This is a genomic window from Calidifontibacter terrae, assembly GCF_054778835.1.
Genome location: NZ_BAAGZF010000007.1, coordinates 68,391 through 89,483, shown reverse-complemented (window position 1 = coordinate 89,483; position 21,093 = coordinate 68,391). Strand labels below are relative to the sequence as shown.

The following is a 21,093-nucleotide window of genomic DNA, read 5'->3' as shown; positions in this document are numbered from 1 at the left end:
TGCCGCCCGTACCACCCACACAGGTGCGTTCGTCCGGCACTCTTGGCGCACCATGACCGCACGCAAGCAACCCGAACCCTGGCCGTTGTGGGGGCGGATCCTCTTCTGGGTCCTGTTCGGTGGCGTGGTGCTCGCCGGCTTGGTCACGACCGTCGTCACCGGCGACTTCGCGACAGCCGCCCTGCGCGTGACGATCTCGGCGGTCGTCGTGCCCGGGATCGTGCTGGGCGTGGTCGCGCTCGTCAATGCGCGCCGGATCGAACGTCGCCGCCACCAACTGACCGCAGCGCTGAACCGTACGGCCGCGGGGATCGACGCGGAACGACGACGGTTCCGTACGGCACGTCCGACCGGCGCATCCGATGAGTCGCTGCAGAAGGCAAGCCTGGTTGTCGTCCACGCCCAGCAGTGGTTACGGGCGGGCGACCTCGAACAGTGCGTGCGGGCCGTCACCGAGCTGTCTGGCGTCGCGACCGCGTGGCGGCCGGATGCTCCCTTGACCCAGCTGGTCGCATACTGCGCGGGCGAGACAACACGGCTGCAGCGGCGGATGAAGGTGGCCGAACAGACTGCGCGGTGACCTGACGCAGTGAACGAGCGAGAGCTACTCCGGAGTTTCCTCGATGTCGACGCCGTACCCGACCGCCAAGGCCGCCAGGCGCCGCTTGAACCCCTGCCCGACAGCGCGAAATCGCAGTGACCCGTTGCGCCAATACAGTTCTGCAAGTATCAAACTGGTTTCGTCAGCCGCTGCGTCAAGCGTTGCCCGTACGAGCGGCGCCCCCTCCCGCGACCGAACACTGAGCTCGATGGGTCCGAGTGCACCGAAGGTGCCGGATCCGTCGATCGACGCAGCGAGGACGATTCGGTGATCTGCTGGCAGCTGTGCGGCGGTCACCGCCATCGACGCCTGATCCGCGGTGGCGAGGTCCAGGTCGACGACACCGCTGGGATGGGTGGGTTGGTTGTAGAAACAGAAGTCCTCGTCTGATCCCACCGACGCACTGGCATCGACGACGAAGGCGACCACGTCGATGTCGCCGACACCCGACTGGTCGACCCAGGCTGCCGTCACCGTGACATCCGTCGTGACCAGATCAGTGACGCCACCCCTGGGTAGGGCGATTGTCTCCATCGCTTCGACAGCGGCAACGGCGGAAGTGCCCGATCTCGCTGCCACAGGTTCCAGTTGCGCCGGGTCCAGTTCGGTCAGTCCACGCTCGATCACCCGAGCCCACCGGAGGTCGGATTCGGCGCCGCGCAGGGCGACGTAGTCGGTGACGGTCAACGTCAGGTTCACCGCGCAAGATCCCCCGAGATCCTGCACTCGGGCTCGGACGTCGGCTGCATCGTCGTGGGAGCCGCCAAGGATGATCACCCGCCGCCTGGAGAACCTCCCGGACGCCGGGCGTGGGACTCGATCAGGTACGCAGGGGGCGGGTGGCGGTGCCGGCGTCACGAGAGCGACTGGTGGTTTCTCGGATCGGGGAACACCCGCAGCAACCGAATCGAGCAGCTCGAGGAATTCCTGCTCGACCATCAGACTGGTGCCGTGTTTCAGGGCAAGCGCTGCCTTCCGAGTGCCGTTTTCGCCGTTCGACACCAACACGCTCGTTCGCGAGCTGACCGAGTTCATCACGTCGAGCCCGCACCTGGTCGCGGCGTCGATGAGTATCGAACGGTCCCGTACCGTCCGACCGGTGAAGACAACGGTCATCCCCTGCCGCAGCGAGGTTCCCGGAGTATGACGACCCGCGTACCGCCACGGGCACGGTGTACGCGGAGCCCGCGCCGGATATCCGTCAACTGGCCGAGGCCGCGCGTACGGCAAGGGCATGCCCAATCTGTGCGCCAGCACGAGTGAGTGCCGGGTGAGCTCTACGAGGGCACGCACATCGTCCTGAGCGTCATGAGGTCGCAGTTGTCTGATGCCCCAATACCGACACAGGCTCGCGAGCTTGAAGTCAGCTACGGGTAGATCGAGGCGTTGTGAGAGCTGATAGGTGCACAAGCGCGTATCGGTCGGCAACCGCTGATCCAGGCGCGACGCCTCGTGGGCGAGGAAGTCCCAGTCGAACCGCGCGTTGTGAGCGACCACCACCCGACGGCTGAGCATGGCGTGAATGGTCGGCGCAACATCCGCGTAGTGCGGAGCGCCCCGCAATCGGTCCCGGGTTATGCCGTGAATGTGCACCGGCCCGGGGTCGCGACCGGGATCGATGAGGGACGACCACTGCTCTGTCACAACGCCGTTCGGCTCCATCAACGCAACTGCGACCTGCAGAACTCGGTCTTGATCAGCGCGCAGTCCCGTCGTCTCGACATCGACGAGTGCGTACGGACGGTCGTACTGGTGCGCGACGTCAACGGGCAGCATGGGGCCACCTCAGCTCCGGTGAACGTGCTGCACGGCTCACGATTCCGCGGGCAACCGCAGGTCGACGCCCTCTTGGGTGATCAAACCCTCCACCATCAGCCCGTCGATCACCTCGTCCAGGCGCGCCGTGATCCGACTTCCCTGACGGCGATAACCGAAGGTGTCGCAGACGAGCTGACGCACCCATGTGCGCTTCTGCGGACCACTTCGCAGCACGAACCGCACGGCGTTCCGAAGTTCTGGGGTGCTGATCTCCGTGATGTCGCGCCCGCTTTGTGCGGAGGACCGGACCAGCTCGTACGTCCCGGGGTCCTGGGCCACCCCCCAGACGAAGGTGGACTCACCTTCGCGTGTCTGCCGCTCCGGCGGGATCATCGCCATCAGCGCTTCCCAGCGCGGTCGATGCGCTTTCATCAGACCGAACCGGCGTGCAGTGATGCCGACCAGTCGCTGGGACTCGATCGGACCCTCCGTCGCGACTACATCCTCCAGTTCGTGCTGCACGATCGCTCTGATCGACGGGTCGTTCAAACGGTCCAGTGCTCCGTCCATAACGACGCGCTCGGACACAGCGGACCGGAACGGCCGTCGCTCAATGCTCTTGGCATGGAGGATTTTGCTCGACGAAGGGCTTGTTGCGGCCGGAGCAGAGATGGGTGAGCGGCGCTGCAAGACCGGCTCGACCCCATCCGCGCCCGGCCCATCCAGCGGAGCGGTCGCGCCACCGCCCATCAGGTCGGCGGACAACACGTCGGGTCCACCGTCCCGCAGGGTGGGGGCAGGAGCCGGATTCTCCGTCTGCTCCATCTCAGTGAATGCGCCAGGCGACTCGACCGCGGCGGTGGTCACCACTTGGGCAGCTATGCGATGTGCAGCAGTTCGGACCCGTTCCACTGCCTCATGCGCCGAGAGCATCCACTCGGGGAGCCAGATTCTTTCGATCGCGGGCCAGCCCATTGGTCCGGAAAGGACGGCGGCGGGCAACACGTCGCGATCGGTCGCAGTGGCCCTTCGCGCCCAGTCCTCGCCGTCAAGCAGCACGCCCACCCACTGTTCCGAGTCCGGGACACGCGCGGCGAGGTCGACCTTGAAGCCGCTGAGACCGACCAACTCGCGAACCTCGAGCCCCGCGACCCGCAACGCGCTCGCGATGCTCGATCGGTGCAGCTCGGCGAGCGAGCCCGCCACGCTGTGTTCGCTTTCGGGGCGCTCTCCTCGTGCGAACAGCAGGTAGTCGCGGAGGTCTCTCAGACCTCGTGACCGGGAACGCGACAGATCGATGTGCTCGGGGTCGAACGAAGCGAAGACCTTGATCGAACGGCGAGCGCGGGTGATCGCGACATTGAGCCGACGCTCGCCCCCGTCGGCCGTCAGCGGACCGAAATTCAGGTTCAGCCTGCCGGTGTCAGGGTTCGGGGCATATGCCAGCGAGAACAAGATCACGTCCCGCTCGTCCCCCTGTACGTTCTCCAGGTTCTTGACGAAGATTGCGTCATCGGAGCGGATCATCGCCTCACGGACCACCCCTGCCTTCGCCTCCAGCAGGTCGAGGATCACATCGCGCTGCTGAATGTTGAAGGTGACCACACCGATCGACGCCCTTGGATCTGCCAGCAGCCGGCGCTCCACCTCAGCGACCACAGCCTCCGCTTCAACGCGGTTGGTACGACTGGCACCGGCCCCGCCCTCGAAGGTGCCGTTGAGACGCTGGAACTCGACCCCGTAACCGACACGCTGGGCCGGTGGCATCGGGAAACTCGCAAGCTCGTCCTTGTAGTACGCGCGGTTCGAGAAGGCGATCAACGATTCGTCCTGGCTGCGGTAATGCCAGGTGAGTCCGAGGCTGCGGATGTTGGAATCCACGCACTCCTGAAGAATGGAGTCCTGATCGACGGGTGCCGCCAGGCCGTCGGCAAGGACGTCGCTCTCCTCCTCGGTCGAGGCGGTGGCGAACATCGACGTCGGTGGCATCTGTTGGGAGTCGCCGACAACAACAGCCGCTCTCGCCCGGCCGAGTGCGCCGATGGCGTCTGCCACGCGGATCTGGGACGCCTCGTCGAAGATCACCAGGTCGAAGGTGAGAGCCCCGACCGGCAGATATCGCGCCACCGATGTCGGGCTCATCAGGAAGCACGGCGTCACTCGCTGCAATGCCTCACCGTGCAAGCCGACAAGTTCGCGAATCGACCCACCGGACTTGCGTTGGTACTCACTGCGAAGGGCGGCGAGTTCGTTTGTTCGCGACTCGCGGTCGACCCCGTTGCGCTGCCGGACCAACGACGGGAGAGCCTTCACGGCTTCCCCGCGCATTGCGCTCGCGCTGGCGTCGAGTGCGTCGATGGAGCGGCGTCGCTCTTCCGCCGAGAACCGCGCCAACCCGGTTGCGTCGACTCGCTCCTCCTGGACCGCGAGGGCAAGACTCGAACGTACGGATGCGTGGAGGTCGTCGTCCCGATGCTCGCCCTGTTCCAGCTCGGCAGCGAGCTCGTCGAAGCCGGCTGCGCGGAGGTTGCGGAGAGCAGTCTCCATGTCCCGGGTTCGTCGGTATTCACCCATCAGACCCGAGGCCACGTTGTCGCACCAGGTCGGGACCGACTGCTCGATCGCCTGAACGACAGTGCGTCCGCGCAGCCACCGCCGCTGCGATGCAGCAGTGACACCGAAGGCTTGCCGCAGTTGCTTCCACGCTTCTGCAACCGCCTCGATGGCACCGGCGTCTGCGAAGGGGTCCACCTCCTCCCGGGCGACCTTCGCGACGTACGCGTCGAGAACATCGGTGGCGCCGAAAGCCTCGCGCGTCTGCCGCCAGCCGTCCAGGTCACCGGCCACCCGACGACCAACCGCAGCAGCGCTCAGGACGTCCGGGCTCACCCAGCCCGGGAGAGCGCGTCTGACGCGATCACGCAGCGCGAACGACTCCCGCTGCAGATACTCGATGTCCCCCAGAATCCGAGGTACGACCGTCTCGTCGACGGGAACGCCGGGAACAAGGGCCTGGACCTCTGCCAGGGCAGAAGCCACAAGACGCTTGCGCTTTAACATCCCCGCGGCCTGCGCCGTCCGCAGGTTGTCGCGTAGGTTGCGCACGTCTGCGAACTGAGCGGCAGGACTGACTCGCTCCAGCAGCGCACCGTGACGGACGGCGAACTGGTCGATCTCGGTGGCCAACCCTCGCAACTCGGCTGCCCACCCCTTGGCGTCTGTGCGCGCACGCTCCGTACGGACGGTCGGGTTCGCCCGCATCTGGCGCAGCATGGGGACGGCGGCCGACCATGTCTCGGGATCCGCCATGTCATCCAGCAGCGTGCGTGCGTCGGGCGACAGGGCCCGCAGAGCCGCTTGCAGCTCCTCGACGGACCGCTCGAGACGATGCGTGTTCCTGTTGTCGTCCGCCCATCCGCCGGCCAGACTCCAGGGACTGTCGACGAGCGAGGTGCTCAGCTCGCGGGCGGCACGCTGAACCTCTCGGACGACGGACAGGGCGCTGTCGAGCGGCTGCTCACCACGTACGTACTGGCGTGGTACGGCGATACGCACCGCGGCGCCTTCGTTCTGCAACACACGGTCGTGAGCTCGCCAGAGCGACACCTGCGCCGGGCCGGGCCCGTGCACCTGGTCGCGGTAATGCACCAGGTCGCTGACGTGACGCCTGATGTCTGCGCGTCGCATGTCGTACTGGTCCTGCGGGCCGACGGCGTGATTCCAAGCGGCTTCGATCTGCGCCCTGACCTTCCTGACGGTCAGATCCTTGCCGTGAAGATCGAGGGTTGACGCGCCGAGGCCGGCAGCGTCGAGCCGCCTCCGCACCACCTCAAGAGCGGCCTGCTTCTCCGCCACGAAGAGCACGCTCTTTCCGTTGGCCAGAGCGTTCGCGATCATGTTCGTGATGGTCTGGGATTTCCCCGTTCCCGGGGGTCCCTCCAAGACGAATGTCTTGCCCTCGCGAGCCCAGCGGATCGCCTTCAGCTGCGCACCGTCACTGGCGATCGGAAGATGTTCCTCCGCTTCGGTGAAGTCGTCGATCTCCGGGTCCGCCACCTTGTCCACGAAGGTGTCGCGGGGCGTGTGCACGAGATGACGAACGACGGGGTTCTCAGTGAGCTTCTCCCAGTTGTCCGAGACGTCACGCCACATCTCCAGCGTCGAGAACTGCAGCACGGCGAGGCGAACGTGGGTCTCAACCGTGAATGGAAGTCCTCGGACCGACATCTCGCGACGCACTGCCATCAGGACGCGACGCGTGTCGATACCGTGATCGTCCCGAGGTGGGTTGGCAAGTTCAGGGATCTCAATGCCGTGATCGCGCCGCAGCTTCTCGATGAGGCAGGCGTTCGGAAGAGCCACCTCGTCGCCGGAGCGCACGACGCGGTACCGCTTCTCCAGATGACCTTCGAGTCGCACGGGCATGAGGAACAACGGCGCGAGAGCCTCTTTCCCCCGCGCGTCCCGCCACTTCAACGCCCCGAGCGTGATGAAGAGATTGTTGCTGCCGGATTCTTCCTGGACGGTCTTTGCCTTGCGTCGCAGAGCGTCCAGCGAGCGGAGCAGTGCCGGGTCCGTCTTGGCGACGTGAGCGACGTTCTCCCGGAGAAGCATTTCCCGTACGAGTCCGCCGTCGATGCGGCGAATGTCGTCCTGCCCGTTGTGGGCCGCCGGGTCCAGTTCCAGTCCGGCAGCCAGCCGGATCGGCTTGCCGTCGGCGAGCCGGTCCTCGAAGTCGTCGAATGCCGACTCCGGAATGTGCAACTGCTCGCCCGAGCGTGCGCCCAATTTCAGCAACGGATTTCGGAAGGACAGATCGAGCAACGACTTCCGCCATGCCTCCACCCGCGGTGGTCGAGCATCGGCGGCGCTGACGGATTCGGACCGACCGGCTGAGTGGGCCTCGGTCGGAAGGGCCATCGCAGCCGGTCGCTGGACCTCGATGATGACGGCGTCTCCGTCGCGCCGAACCCTGGGCATCGGTTGGATACGTCGGTGGCACGCGGCCACGTCGATCAATGCCGTGATCTCGTCGAGGTCCTGGTCCCAGTACTGCTCGGTCGCTCGGCGCGCATCCGCGAACGAACTCGATGACCCCTCCACTGTGGTCGTCAGTTCGACCGGCACCAACAGGCCACTGCGTGCCAGGTTCTGCATGATCTCCGGGGACCGGAGAGCGAGCTCCTGAAGTTTGAGGTCTTGGGTGAGGAAGCCGGCGAACGCGTGGCCGTGGCAGATCACCACGACAGGATTGATGCCGGCGGCCTCGAGGGCAGCCGCGTAAAGAATGCTGAGGTCGAGGCAGTTCCCCCACCGCTGATTCAGAACGTCCTCCGGGCGCCTCACCTTCTGACCGGTTGTCTCGAAGGACGGCGGTGCCTCGACGTAGCGGATGCCCCGGGCGGCAATGGCCCTGTAGATGGCGTGCGCCGTCTCGACGACGCGGTCCTCGTCCTGCTGGTAGCCGACCAGCGACGGGTCTCCGGTCTCACGCTGCAGCAGGGAGGACGCTTCGCCGAGCAGGTCCGAGATCTCCGGCTGGTTGGGTGCGATGAACGCCGACAGCAGTTCCGGATGGGGTTCGGCGAGCCACTCGTCGCGGGCCAACAACCGCACTGGTCCCGTGGTGGTCGTCGACCGCCCGTTGCTGGTGACCGTCAACCGGATCTGGGCAGATCGAGCTTCCTCCAGTTCCGCGAAGGCCTGATGGTCCAGCTGCCAACGGAGGACGGTGAGGTCGGCGTGGTTCCTGCCCGGTTGGAGATCCCACGACGTGAGCGTTGCTCCGGCGTCGTCACTGAACCCGTCGATTTCCAGGGCGACCGCGTCGACCGTGACAGGGTCGTCGGTGTCGTTCTCGGCCGTCAGATCCAGGATGGGTGAGATGCCCTGGTTCGCGAGTACGTAGTTGATCGCGGCGTAGTGGTCGACGGTGACGGTGACGCCGCCAGACGTCAACCGCAGACGGTGGATACCAGCACTCGGGATGCTGTGCACGCCGTCGACCTCGGCAAGACCGGCCTCCTCGTTGCGTTCGACGTTCTCCTCGATGTCGTCGCGTTCGAACGGGTCACGCTCGACGGCATCGAGATCCGCGGCGTCCTCCGGGCTGATGGGCTCATCGAGTTGCTGGCGTAGCACGTTGAACTCCGACTCGGTTCCCGGCGAGAGCGCGGCGACGAGGAACTGCAAGTTCTCGACGCAGCGGCGGGCGGCGGCCCGATCGACAGCCGCGGGGTTGTGCGCTGCAAGGTTCAGCGTCTCGCGCGCTTCCCGCGCCCACCCGCTCTTGATGGGGTCGATCCGACCACCGAACGCCCGCCAATCCCTGACGAAAAGGAGGAGAACGAACCGGGGATCGTCGAGGGTGTAGTCGCGCGGCCGCTTCCCGTCCCGGACGTCCTGCTGCTGGTAGTGAACGGGCCAGTCGCCTTCCGCCGGGGGATGCTGCTCGACGAAATCGTGGACGGCGGACGCCATCGATCGAGCTGCTCGCCAGACGACCTCTACCGGTGCCAGTTCGTTCACTGACGCGCCCCCCCTTGTTCTTGCAACTCTGTAGTCAGGTTGCTATGTAAGCAGACGTCACGGACAGGGATGAGCGAGCCCGTCGGACGCACTCCCTCAGTTGCTGGAGTGTTCGGTCACTTGGGAGTGGAAGTACACGTAGGCGCCTCGTGCAACATCCGTGCGGACTGCCGTAGAGGGCCACTAAACAGTCGCGGCCCGTCGCTCCTCAGCGAATCCCGGCGCCAGCGCCTCCATCTGCTCAATGACGGTCCGGATCGCCTCGGGCTGCTTGTCCGGCGGGTAACCGTGCTTGATCAGCAAACGCTTGATGGAAGCCCGCAGCTTCGCCCGTACGTCGTCGCGCACCGTCCAGTCCATCCGGGTATCCCGGCGCATGATGGTCACCAACTCCCGCGCGATTACGGCGAGAACGTCGTCGCCCATCAGTTCCACAGCTGAGTCGTTCTCACTCACCGCGTCATAGAACGCGAGTTCCTTCCAATCCAGCGGCGGCGAGAACTGCTCAGCCCGGTCCTCGTGCGCCGCAACATCCTTGGACATCTTGATCAACTCTGCGATCACCTCAGCGGCGGTGAGCTGCTGGTTGGTGTAGCGGTTCATCAGGTCGGTGAGGCGCTCACTAAATGCTCGCTGCGCCACCAAGCTGTTACCCGCTGACCGCCGAACATCGCTGAGCAGCTGGGCGCGCAACTTGTCGATCAGAACGTGGGGGCTCTCCTCCTGCAGGTGGGCGAGCGCTTCCTTGCTGAGTTGGTGGATCGACTGCTGCTCCATCCCGGCGCGCTCAAAGATGTCGTAGACATCACCGGTCACAGTGGCGTCGTCGACGACTTGGGCGAGCAGCATCGCGACGTCTTCAGGCACCACTTCGCCACGGGCTTCGCGTTCCTCAGCATCGATCTTCGCCAGCCAGACCCGCACCTCGTTGTAGAAGCGGATGTCGACCAAGCGCTTCTCGGCGTCAGAGAGTTGGGCGCACAGCGCGTACGCCCGGGCCATCTGGTGCGCCAGCCCACGGAATCGCTCTGCCACCGGCCGTTCGCCAGGGTTTTCGGACTGATTGCCTTCGGTCGCCGGGTCGCGCAGGAAGTTGGCTACCGCGAGTGTGGCCTTGATCCACCCGGTCTTCGGGTCGGAACCGTGGACCACTCGCCAGTTCGTCGGGCCGGTGAGGGTGTCCAGCTCGGCCAGCCGGTCGATCAAGACGTCCAGCATCTCCTGCGCCGTGCGGCCGACAGCGTCACGCTGATAGTTGTCGCCGGCGTGGGTGAACTCGGCGAGGGCGTCGTTGAGGTTCTCCATCACCGGCGCGTACGCGACGAGCAGTCCGTCTGGCTTCTCCCGGAAGGTGCGATTGACCCGAGCCAGCGTCTGCATCAGCAACGCGCCCTTGATCGGCCGATCCAGGTAGAGGGTGTGCAGCGGAGGCGAGTCGTAGCCCGTAAGCATCATGTCCTTGACGATCACCAGCTCGAGGTCGTCGGCGGGATCCTTGAACCGCTGTTTAATGGTCTTCTGCTCCCCAGAGCGACGAATGTGCTTGCGGATCAGCGGATCCGGCTCGCTCGGCTCTCCGGAGTAGACGACCTTGATCCGCCCCTTGTCGAGGGCATCGTCGTGCCAGTCAGGGCGCAGGGACACGATCTCGTCGTAGACCTGCGCGCAGATCTTTCGGGTCGCGCAGACGATCATCGCCTTGCCCGGCCCACCGATGAAGGGTGCCATCGTCGCTCGCCGACTTTCCCAGTGGCGGACGAGGTCGGTCACCAACGTATGCACTCGCTCGGGCGCTCCGTAGATCGCATTGATCACCGCGACCGACTGCTCGACCTTGCGCCGTTCGACGTCGTCGAGACCGCGGGTCGCCTCGTCGACGACCTCGTCGATCGAGTCGTCGGTCAACCCGTCGGCTCGCTTGACCTCGATCAACCGCGGCTCGAAGACCACCGGCACCGTGGCACCGTCCTCGACGGCACGGTTGAGGTCGTACACGTCGATGTGGTCGCCGAAGACCGCGCGAGTATTGCGGTCCTTGGTGGCGACCGGCGTTCCGGTGAAGGCGATCAGCGTGGCATTGGGCAGTGCGTCCTTCAGGTGGCGCGCGTAACCATCGAGCTGGTCGTAGTGGCTGCGGTGGGCCTCGTCGGCCAAGACCACGATGTTGCGGCGCTCCGAAAGCAGCGGGTGGCGCTGCTTGGCGTCCCGCTCCTGCTTGGACAGGCCGAACTTCTGCAACGTCGTGAAGTAGATACCGCCGGTCGTTCGCTGCGCGAGTTCGGTGCGCAGCTGGTCACGGGTGTCGACCCGTTGCGGCTTCTCCGGCAACAACGTGCTCATGTCGAATGCGCTGAACAGCTGGTCGTCGAGCTCTGTCCGGTCGGTCAGCACGATCACCGTCGGGTTGTGCAGTTCCGGACGACGCATGATCGCCGCCGCGTAGAGCTCCATCTCCATCGACTTACCTGATCCCTGGGTATGCCAGACCACTCCAGCGCGACCGTCGCCGCGGACAGCGTCGATGGTGGTTCCCACGGCCTTGGTCACCGCGAAGTACTGGTGGGGTTTGGCGATCCGCTTCGCGACGCCCTCGTCGCCCTCGTCGAACGCGGTGAAGTTGCGCAGTAGCTGCAGGAATCGCTCGGGGTTGTAGACGCCGTCGAGCAGAACGTCGAGCCCAGTCAGCGCGTCGCCGTCCGCGTCCGGGTCACCGAGCGCCACCGGGCGGCCGTCGTCGTCGACGTTCCAGGCCGCGAAGTGGTGGTACGGCGTGAACGGCGTTCCGTAGCGAGCGTGGATCCCGTCGCTGGCCACCACGAAACAGACCGAGGCGAACGCCGTTGGGAACTCTGCGACATAGGTCAACAGCTGCTGATGGGCCGCCTGCACCGTGGCTTTCGCTGCACCGGCACGCTTCAGCTCAAGGATGCTGACCGGAAGGCCGTTGCAATAGAGCACCACGTCGAAGCGGCGTTCGTGTTCCCGGTCGCGCAGAGTGACCTGGTTGATCGCCTGCCAGGTGTTCTCGACCTCGTTGGTGCTGATCAGACGGATGGTGGGCGTCTGCTGCTGGCCTTCGTGATCGACGTACGTCGTGCCGGTCCAGCCGTCGACCAGGATCCGGTGGAGGCGGTGATTCTCCGCCAGCGCGTCGTTGGATCGGGCGGCGAGGATGTCTGCCGCAGTCTGCTCGAGGTACCGGGCCGGGACCTGCGGGTTCAGACGTCGCAACGCGTCAAGGAACGCGCCGGTCAGGACGAGGTCGTGCCACGACTGTCGCTGTCCGGAGCCCGGGGCCACGCTCGCTCCAGTGCCGGGCTCCCAGCCGATCTCGGCCAGGTGCTCCAGCACCAGTTCCTCCCACTGGGCCTCGCTGCCGTCACGCGCCGACACCTCAAAGCACCTCCCCCGCGCGTTCCTCCGCGCCTTTGACCGTCAGTCTGCCCGACATCAACAACGGCAGCAGCGCATCCCGGGTCGCGACAAGCGACTTGTTCTCGCCATGCAGCGCCTTACGCAGCGAGAACAACGGCCTGACCGCCTGGGTAAACGCCACTAGAGAATCGGGTCCTGGAACTGTGATCGGCTGAGCCATCGCCTCAGTTCTGTTCAGACCTGGTACCGCAGAATCGGAGTTCATGGAAGCAAAATCGATCGCCCGCAGAGCGAAATAACAGAACTCCGTCGGAACGTGACCTTCGATAGGTGCCACGAAGAACGTGGTGTCTATCGGGAAGTGCGGACTATCTGACCAGTGCACGACACCGACCGATCCCTTTCGGCCCACAATCACGCCTGGCGCATCGACCAGAGCAACGTTGTGAGTACCGACGACACCACCACTCCCGTAAACGGGCACCGTTCCTGTAGAACGCGTATTCGCCGGGAGAGACTTGCCGTAGTGAAATGCCATGACGTCGCCCACGCGGGCAGCCTTGCCCCCCACGACTGACCGTAGGAAGTGGCCTTCCGCGAGGCTCGCTGCTCTACTGAGGACCTGGCGGTTCGCGGAGATCTTGTCGTCGAGCGCCCCCAGCACCTCCGCAATCTTCTGCTGACTGTCATAGCTTGGGAGCACGAGGTTCACCGACCGTAGGGCCGACTGGCGGATACCCACGACCGTGGTGCCAGTCGCGTGACCGGCCAAGGAAGCCTGAGCTTCTGCCGACTGGAGAGCGTAGAACAGGTATCCGTTGTCCAGGATCCCAGTTCGACCACGTAGCCCGAAGAGTCGTTGCCCCAGCACCAGGGGGTCGTCACTCGGGACGCGGGCTACTCGACCCAACGGAGCCTCACTGGTAAGCAGGACGTCGCCACGCCTTGTAGGTACGCGCATCCACCTGCGATGGAGTTCACTGGTAACACACCGCGCATCATCCAGATGGAGGACCCCGTCAGAAACCAGAAGCGCGGACGCAACTGGGACCCCGGCGGCGACAAAGTCAGCCCCCAGCTTCTTAGGCGTCTTTCCACGGTGATCGATAAGAACTTCTAGTGCATCACCAAGCGCAATGCGCCTCATACCAATCGCCCCAATTGCGCCCGTACCACAGAATCTAACCGAGCGGACTCGTCCATCGCCGCGAGCAATTCCTCCGTCAACCGTGCGACCTTCTCCTCGACCGGCTCCCCGTCGTCCTTCACCTCGGCCGCCCCGACGTACCGGCCCGGTGTCAGTGCGTAACCACCTTCCTTGATCTCCGCGAGCGACGCGGATCGGCAGAAGCCCGGCACGTCGACGTACTCGCTCGCGGGCGAAGATGTGCCGCGCCACGCGTGGTAGGTCTCTGCGATGCGGGCAATGTCGGCATCGGATAGCGCACGCTCCGCACGGTCGACCATGTGACCGAGTTCGCGGGCGTCGATGAACAGCACCTGCCCGGCCCGGTCGACCGGGTTGCCGGTGCCGGCGGCTTTGTTGCGCGCGAAGAACCACACGCAGACCGGGATACCGGTGCTGCGGAACAGCTGGGTGGGCAGCGCCACGATGCAGTCGACGACGTCGTCCTCGACCATCGCCGCCCGGATCTGTCCCTCCCCACCGGTGTTGCTGGACAGTGAGCCATTCGCCATCACGACGCCTGCGCGACCGTCGCTGCTCAAGTGGCTCAGGATGTGTTGCACCCAGGCGTAGTTCGCGTTGTTCTTCGGCGGCACACCGTAGGTCCACCGGCTGTCCTGTTCGTTGCGGGCCCAGTCCTTGATGTTGAACGGCGGATTTGCCATCACGAAGTCGGCCTTGAGGGTGGGGTGGATGTCGCGCGCGAACGTGTCCTCCCACTTCGCTCCAAGGCCGCCGGTGTCGATGCCGTGGATCGCTAGGTTCATCTTTGCCATCCGCCAGGTGCGTTCGTTGTTCTCCTGGCCGTACACCGACAGGTCCGACGCCTCCTCACCGTGCGCGGTCAGGAAGCGCTCGGACTGGACGAACATCCCACCTGACCCGCAGCACGGGTCGTAGACGCGACCCCTGTGGGGCTCCAACACCTGCACCAGCACCTGGACCACACCGGCCGGCGTGTAGAACTCACCGCCACGCTTGCCCTCGGAGCGAGCGAACTCGGCGAGGAAATATTCGTAGACCTCGCCCAGCAGGTCGCGCGCCTTCGTCACCCCGTGACCGGAAAATCGGGCGGAATTCAAGACATCGAGCAGCTCGCCGAGCCGGCGCTGGTCGACGACCTCACTCTTGAACGTCTTCGGCAAGGTGCCGCGCAGACTGGGGTTGGAGCCCTCGATCATCTGCATCGCATCGTCGACCAGCTCACCGATCGACACCCGCCGACCCAGGCGTGGGTCGTCGTACCCCTTCGCGTGCGCAGCGAGGTGGTCCCAGCGGGCGGTCGGCGGGACGAAGAAGACCCCGCTGCCGCGGTATTCCTCGACGTCGTCGACGACCTGCGCGATCTGCTCGCCGCTCCACCCATCCTTGGTGAGGTCGTCAACGATCTGCGCACGGCGTTCAACGAACGCGTCGGAGACGTACTTTAAGAAGATCAGTCCGAGCACGACGTCCTTGTACTGCGAGGCGTCCATCGACCCGCGCAGCTTGTCGGCTGCCTTCCACAGCGTCGCCTTCAGTTCCTTCATCGTCGACGGCGCGGCGTCGACCTTCTTCTTCGGGGGCACGTCAGTCCTTCGTGTTGGGTGTGGTGATTTCGATGCGGGCGTAGCCGGATGCCACCGACTCCACCAACGTACGTTCCAATTGCTCGAGTTGAGCCAGTTCTGCTGCCAATTCGGTTCTGCGAGCGGCGATCCTGGCGGCGGTCGCCTCGAGCTCGGCGGGCTGGTCCGGCGGAAGCGGACGGATGCGCAACAGTCGTACATCCCGCGCGGGTGCCGACTGGCGGGCAAGGTCGAACGCGATCGCTTGCGGACTGAGCCCCACCGCCCGTCCCTCCTCAGTGATCCGCAGGACGCGCAGCGGCGTCTGCACGACCGCGTCGCCCGAATCGTCGACCATCGCGCCTGCAGTCGCGGAGAAGATGACATCTCCGGGCTCGGTCGTCCGGCTGCCGGCATAGCGCCATTCAAGCTCGACCCGGTCGATGGTTCGCGGCGTCGTGCCGAAGCGGACCTGATCGACACCGATGACTCGAACACCCCTTCCGTCGGTGGCCAGATGCTCGTCGCGCAGCCGCTGGCCGGGGAGCAAGCGCAGCCATCCCTCACCGATAGCGTGGTCGACGGTGCACGCCCGGATCGCCTTCTGGCGGGCGCCGCCGACGACCTGCCAGCCTTCGCCGACACGGCCAAGAGTCGCCCGAAGCTCCTCGGCCCGCAAGGCGATCGACCGATCGACGCCACGCGACGGATCAGCATCGGCATCGGCCACCGTTCGCCGGGTGAGATCGCCGTTGGCCGCAAGCAGTGCCGGCACCGACACCAGTCGTGCTGTGCGCAGCACGTGCTCGCGGCCCAACCGGTGAGCGCTGGTCGCCACCACCAAATCGGTGACTACGTCGTCCGCGCGCAGGTCGGCCAGCTTTTGGTCGCCGAGGTCGGCGGTCACCACGGCTAGGTTACGCGAGGGAATCCCGACCGGACTGGGGCCGAACAGGCCAAAGGACAGGCGTGCGCTGTGGTGGTGTCGCAGCACGCCGGCCGGAAGCTTGGCGACCATCCGCAGCTGCCCGGATCGCAGCCAGCTGTCCCGCAGCTTCACGTCACTGGCGTCGGCGAGCGGCTTGGCGAGCGCAGCCGCGTCCCCGATCAGCAGCGCCAGCTGGCTGCTGTCGAGGCGGAGAACCACATCGTCGATGGCGTCGAGCGCGGCTCGCACAGGGAGGTCGTGGACGTCGCCGACGATCACGGCCGCTCCGGAGACGGACAGCCCACCCGCAGCGGTCACGATCTCGGTCTCCACACCGGCAGCCTTCAGCCGGCGGATCGCGCTGCGCGACAGCGCATCACCGGAACTGATCAGGGTCAGCCCTACCAACGGGTCGCGCCGCGCCACGGCCAAGCCGACCGTGACCACCCCGGCATCGAGCAGCACCAGGCTCAGTTGCTCGTCGCTGATCGTCCGCCCGACAGCTATGACACCCTCGGCCCACAGCTCAAGGAGTTCAGCTGCGAATCCGGTGCCGGTGCGGCGCTCCGCATCGGCGGCGAGTGCTTCCAGAGCAGCCGATCCAGAGTACGCCGCATTGGCGAGTTCGTCACACAGTGCGAGCAGCCGTGGCTCGATCGGAACGTCGCTCAGCTCGGCACGCAGATACTCGTCGCCCGGGTCCAGTTCGAACGCCAGGTGCAGCAGTTCGGCAGCCGTCAGGTCGGCCAGACCTTCGCCGGTGATGGCCGACAGCGTGAGCAGCGCTTCCAGAATCGGCATCGCCACGCCATCCGTCGCGGACAGGTCGAGCCTCGCAAACGCAGGCAGGTCATCAACGACGGACGGATTGTTGCCGGGCAACCTGCCGGAGTGCCGTTCGTACGCCTGGAACCAGTTGGCCACATCGACGACGCTCCACACACGCTCGTCTCGGTCATCCTGCAGCGGAGGCGGAAACGGAGTAGGGCCGCTCGCGCAACGGGATCGCCACATGCTGACCACCGGACGCTGCACATGCGCCGCGCGGGCAACATCGCCGAGCGACAGACGGAGCGCCTCACGGGGCACCTGGCATGTGGTCATGTTCAGAGACTAAAGCAGCGATCCTGTCGATGGTCGGGCACTTTCGATAAGGACCCTTATCAGCCTCCCGCATCGCACCTAAGCATCGGTCGCGCAAGGGTCGTTCCATCGCACCCCAGTCGGGGGTGCCGACCTGGAGGCAATCATGACCAGCTTCAACCCGCAGCAGCCCTCGTATCTGACCCAACCGTCCCCGAAACCGGCCAAGAAGCGAAAGCCGTGGCTCACGTACGGCGGAACCGCCCTCGGCGCATTCGTCCTCGGCATCGCAGCCGGGGCCGGCTCCAGCAACGGGTCCCCGACCGCCGGCAGCACCGGCGCGGCGTCGACGGTCACGATGACCGCACCGGGGTCGACCGTAACCGAGACCGGTGAGGCTGCTGCGGCCGAGACAGTCACCGTCACCGAGACCGCGCCGGCGCCGAGCACGACGGAGTCCAGCGACCCGGCATCGGGCGGCACCATCCCGGGTGACGGGACCTTCCAGGTCGGAGTCGACGTGCAGCCCGGCCGCTACGTGTCCACCACCCCGGACAGCGGCAACTGCTACTGGGCGCGGATGAGCGGACCCGACGGCTTCGACGACATCATCGACAACAACAACAGTTCCGGTCAGTCGGTGGTGACGATCAAGGCCACCGACAAGTACTTCGAGTCCAGCGGCTGCAACACCTGGACGAAGCGGTGAGCTGACGATGCGGCCCAATAGACGCAAGGAGTACGCCCCTCATCGGCGCTGCCCGGTGACGAAGAAGGTCTGTTTCCCGGACCATTCGGCGACGATCCCTGCGCTCTGGAGGGCAGTCGTCTCCCGGCTCCGCGCGGAGGAAGAGGGGCGGCGCTGCGGTCGCCAAGAGTGTCGTAGCTACAAGTGCCTGCATTGCAAGCAGTGGCACCTGACGTCGAAGGCTTGACGAGGTGGCTTGAACTCCCGGCGTCGGGAGGAAGCGCGTTCGCGCTCACTGGGCGTCACAATCCTTCAATCCGTCCCCGCCAGCGTCATTTCGTTGTTGAGTGTGGCGGGCCCTCCAGATCTGGCATCGCGCAGAATGCAGTCCACAATCCGCCGGAGGCCGTATCGCCCAAACGAAGGACTCGCATGCGTCACATCCTCATGGCTCTCGTAGTCGTCGCCGGCCTCACAGCGGCAGCAGGAGTTACCGGAGCGGTCAGACAGGAACGCCTGTCCCCGCGTACAACCCGCGTCGGCGCGCTCGCGTGCGCTGTCGGTCTGGTCACCATGGTGCTGAGCGACTTCCCTTACTCCGGAAATCGGTTCTGGGCAGCCCACTCCGTACTGGCCGCTGTCGTGTCGTCGCTCCTGCTCGTGGGCGTTGTCTTCTTGGCGTACGAGACCCAGGAACGCAAACAGCAGGAGAAGCTTGCTCTGAGTCTGTCGGGAGCAGGGCTGGGCGGACTTGTCGACCATCTCGTGGACGTCGAGGTCGCCCTAGCTCTCGCAACGGCGGCTGACCCGCCCGAGCGCCTCGCGCCAGACCATTGGACGAGCTGGAGACACAGCGGGAAGCCTTTGAGGTGGATCCGAAGTCATCCGGACCTTGTTGAAACAGAGCGGGACCCGCGGTTGCAGCCCACGTCATCGACCGACGAGCCGCCCTCGTGGCAGGCGGATCTCGTTGACCAGTCGATCAGGCGCATTCTCGCCGGGATGCGCGACTGGTCGACGCTGATCGGGAGATCTGATGAGGGAGTTGCCGTGCTGATCATTCTCTCCGAGTTGCGCGTTGACCTGATGACGTTGGCCGCAGTCGGCGGGAGTGAACCAACGATCAACTCCCTTCGGTGGCGATGTCGAGTATTCGCGATGTGTTTCGAACGATGGAGCGGTGCGGTCGCTCCCCGGCCTGAGCTCATTACCGACACGCGCGGTCTCAGCGGTTCGGCGCCCCAGATGGTGACGGCCAACGGGGCTCTAGGTCGCAGACTGTCGGCGACGGTCTCCGCCCTTCGCACGCGGTCGTCCCGAGAACCCGCAAACCTGGGCTGACGTGCGAAGCTGCAAGTGCCAACCCGCCCTGCTCATGGATCGGAGACCACGTGGGATTTCAGACGCCGTTGTACGAACTGAGCGATTACCTGAAATGGACCACGAGCGGTCGCGTCCAGCTCCCTGATTTTCAGCGCGGATACAAATGGGAGGACGAACGGATCCGGCAACTGCTGGTCACCATCCTTCGCGGACACCCGCTGGGCGTGGTGATGCTCTTGAAAACCGGCAACGATCAGATTCGATTCAAGCCAAGGCCAGTCGAAGGGACCACCCCGGAACCAGGGCTGGAGGTCGACTCCTTACTTCTTGACGGACAGCAGCGCCTGACGTCCTTGACGCAGGCACTCACTGGTGACGGCGTCGTGGAGACGATGGACAGCAGAGGAAAGCGTCTCTCCCGCCGTTACTACATCGACATGGACCTCGCGCTGCAGGGCGAGGACCGCATGGACGAGGCCGTCTTGTCCCTCCCCGGTGACGGCGTCGAGCGAAGCAACTTCGGGAAGGACATCGTCAGGGATGTGTCGACGCCCGAACGAGAGCGCGAAGCGAACCTGTTTCCGTTCCGCCTGCTGCTCGGCGGCGCTGACGCTGTCACCTGGCTATTCGCGTTGGCGGACACGGACAGGGCGGGTCAGTTTCATGCTCAGGTGATCGGGCCGGCTACGAGCTACAACATTCCGGCGATCGAACTCGACAGAGCGACTAGCAAAGCCGCGGTGGCAACCGTTTTCGAGAAGGTGAATACCGGCGGCCTCGCACTCAACGTCTTCGAGCTGCTCACAGCGACCTTCGCCGGCGACAAGTCGTACTTCGACGAACACGGAACTGACTTCCGTCTGAACGACGACTGGAAAGAGACCCAGGCGCTGTTCGTCGATCACCCTGTGCTTACCGGCCTCGAGAGCACTGACTTCCTCCAAGCGGTCACCCTTCTGACCACCCTCAAGCGTAATCAGGCGAGCACCGGGCCACGCCCTCCGGCGGTGAGCGCGAAGCGAGAGGACGTTCTCAAGCTGGGCCTCAAGGACTACCTGGAGTGGGTCGACCCCGTCCGCAAAGCGTTCCTGTGGGTTTCCGATTTCCTCGCTGATCTCCACATCTTCGACACCAGGTTCCTTCCCTACCCGAAGCAATTGGTGCCTTTGGCGGCGATTCGTGTAGTCATGGGTTCGAGCGCCGATCTACGCGGCCCTCGTGCACAGCTTGTGCGGTGGTTCTGGTGTGGCATCCTCGGCGAGCTTTACGGCGGAGCCATCGAGACTCGCTTCGTCCGAGATCTTGAGCAGGTACCGAGTTGGGCCGTCAACGAGGACGGCGCCCAGACACCGAACACCGTGAATGACGCCACGTTTGTGGAATCTCGGCTGCACTCGTTGCGCACACGTCTAGCGGCTGCGTACAAAGGTGTGTACGCGCTTCTGTTGGGAAATCAGGCGCGAGACTGGATGGAGGACAAGGCACTCGACAAGGTTCAGTACGTCAACCTTGCCGTTGACATACATCACATATTTCCGCAGAAGTGGTGTCGAGACCATGACATCGACGACGAGCGACGCGAAAGCATCGTTAACAAGACGGCGATCTCTGCGGTGACGAACAGGACCATCGGCGGAGATGCTCCGTCCAGTTACCTCAAGGTGATCGAGCGCAAGGCACAGATCCCGCCAGACCAGCTCGACGGACTGCTCGATGCCCATCTGGTTGCGGCCGACCGGCTCCGAGCGGACGACTTCACGGGCTTTTTCAACGCCCGCCGCGAAGCGCTTTGTCTTCTAGTGGAGCAAGCCATGGGCAAGGCCGTACCTCGCGATGTTGAGCGCGGGGAGGCAGGGGAGGACTCTTCGCAGTTCGAGACGACCGAGATCGAGGAGCTTCCCGACGAGTCGGACTGACCCATGCGGCGCCCATGCGGCTTACTGTGGCGCCACTTGTCGTCAGAAGACGGCACGCCCGCGCCTCTGGACCCCGTCGCCCGGTTCGGGCAAGACTAGCCCGGTGATTTCACGGGCTCCGGTTGGCGCGGTGCGCCGTCGGCTTCCGCAATCTGACCCA

General features: G+C 65.1%; 10 protein-coding genes and 1 pseudogene. 4 read left to right on the top strand and 7 right to left on the bottom strand.

Going from position 1 to position 21,093, the window contains the following annotated elements:
- Window positions 1-52 precede the first annotated feature (52 nt).
- Window positions 53-580: a hypothetical protein gene (locus tag ACYU98_RS11930; protein ID WP_460468439.1), complete on the top strand. Its 528-nt coding sequence runs from the start codon at window positions 53-55 to the stop codon at window positions 578-580.
- A gap of 24 nt (window positions 581-604) precedes the next feature.
- On the opposite strand, the gene ACYU98_RS11925 is transcribed toward ACYU98_RS11930, so the two are convergent.
- From ACYU98_RS11925 to ACYU98_RS11895, 7 genes and pseudogenes are all read right to left on the bottom strand, one after another.
- Window positions 605-1,378 carry a TerD family protein gene (locus tag ACYU98_RS11925; protein ID WP_460468885.1) on the bottom strand — a complete coding sequence of 258 codons (774 nt, stop codon included), beginning with the start codon at window positions 1,376-1,378 and terminating at the stop codon, window positions 605-607.
- Window positions 1,379-1,525: 147 nt separating this feature from the next.
- Window positions 1,526-2,377 (bottom strand): annotated as a pseudogene (locus ACYU98_RS11920) (exonuclease domain-containing protein); the annotation flags it as partial.
- 36 nt (window positions 2,378-2,413) lie between these two features.
- A complete protein-coding gene (locus ACYU98_RS11915) occupies window positions 2,414-8,839 on the bottom strand; it encodes a DUF4011 domain-containing protein (protein ID WP_460468438.1) in 6,426 nt (2,141 codons plus the stop codon).
- Window positions 8,840-9,070: 231 nt separating this feature from the next.
- Window positions 9,071-12,280 (bottom strand): type I restriction endonuclease subunit R, encoded by a 3,210-nt coding sequence (locus ACYU98_RS11910; protein WP_460468437.1) that lies wholly within the window; start codon window positions 12,278-12,280, stop codon window positions 9,071-9,073.
- Between the two features lies 1 nt (window position 12,281).
- On the bottom strand, window positions 12,282-13,223 hold the full coding sequence (locus ACYU98_RS11905; RefSeq protein WP_460468884.1) for a restriction endonuclease subunit S: 942 nt from the start codon (window positions 13,221-13,223) through the stop codon (window positions 12,282-12,284).
- 182 nt (window positions 13,224-13,405) lie between these two features.
- Complete coding sequence (locus ACYU98_RS11900; protein WP_460468436.1) at window positions 13,406-15,016, bottom strand: class I SAM-dependent DNA methyltransferase; 1,611 nt, start codon at window positions 15,014-15,016, stop codon at window positions 13,406-13,408.
- Window position 15,017: 1 nt separating this feature from the next.
- On the bottom strand, window positions 15,018-17,027 hold the full coding sequence (locus tag ACYU98_RS11895; protein ID WP_460468435.1) for a hypothetical protein: 2,010 nt from the start codon (window positions 17,025-17,027) through the stop codon (window positions 15,018-15,020).
- A gap of 145 nt (window positions 17,028-17,172) precedes the next feature.
- Between ACYU98_RS11895 and ACYU98_RS11890 the strand changes: the two genes are divergently transcribed.
- The 3 genes from ACYU98_RS11890 to ACYU98_RS11880 all read left to right on the top strand — a co-directional run bounded on the left by ACYU98_RS11890 (window position 17,173) and on the right by ACYU98_RS11880 (window position 20,933).
- The gene (locus ACYU98_RS11890) at window positions 17,173-17,715 is read left to right on the top strand and encodes a hypothetical protein (protein WP_460468434.1); all 543 of its coding nucleotides are present in this window, start codon (window positions 17,173-17,175) and stop codon (window positions 17,713-17,715) included.
- Between the two features lie 411 nt (window positions 17,716-18,126).
- Window positions 18,127-19,035, top strand: a complete 909-nt coding sequence (locus ACYU98_RS11885) for a hypothetical protein (RefSeq protein WP_460468433.1) — start codon at window positions 18,127-18,129, stop codon at window positions 19,033-19,035.
- A 50-nt stretch (window positions 19,036-19,085) separates the two neighbouring features.
- Window positions 19,086-20,933: a GmrSD restriction endonuclease domain-containing protein gene (locus ACYU98_RS11880; protein ID WP_460468432.1), complete on the top strand. Its 1,848-nt coding sequence runs from the start codon at window positions 19,086-19,088 to the stop codon at window positions 20,931-20,933.
- The last annotated feature ends 160 nt before the right edge of the window (window positions 20,934-21,093 follow it).

Coding starts and splice junctions, on each gene's coding strand:
- ACYU98_RS11895 (WP_460468435.1), bottom strand. CDS start 17,027: ATGACCACATGCCAGGTGCCCCGTGAGGCGCTCCGTCTGTCGCTCGGC.
- ACYU98_RS11915 (WP_460468438.1), bottom strand. CDS start 8,839: ATGGCGTCCGCCGTCCACGATTTCGTCGAGCAGCATCCCCCGGCGGAA.
- ACYU98_RS11890 (WP_460468434.1), top strand. CDS start 17,173: ATGACCAGCTTCAACCCGCAGCAGCCCTCGTATCTGACCCAACCGTCC.
- ACYU98_RS11905 (WP_460468884.1), bottom strand. CDS start 13,223: ATGCGCGTACCTACAAGGCGTGGCGACGTCCTGCTTACCAGTGAGGCT.
- ACYU98_RS11930 (WP_460468439.1), top strand. CDS start 53: ATGACCGCACGCAAGCAACCCGAACCCTGGCCGTTGTGGGGGCGGATC.
- ACYU98_RS11885 (WP_460468433.1), top strand. CDS start 18,127: ATGCGTCACATCCTCATGGCTCTCGTAGTCGTCGCCGGCCTCACAGCG.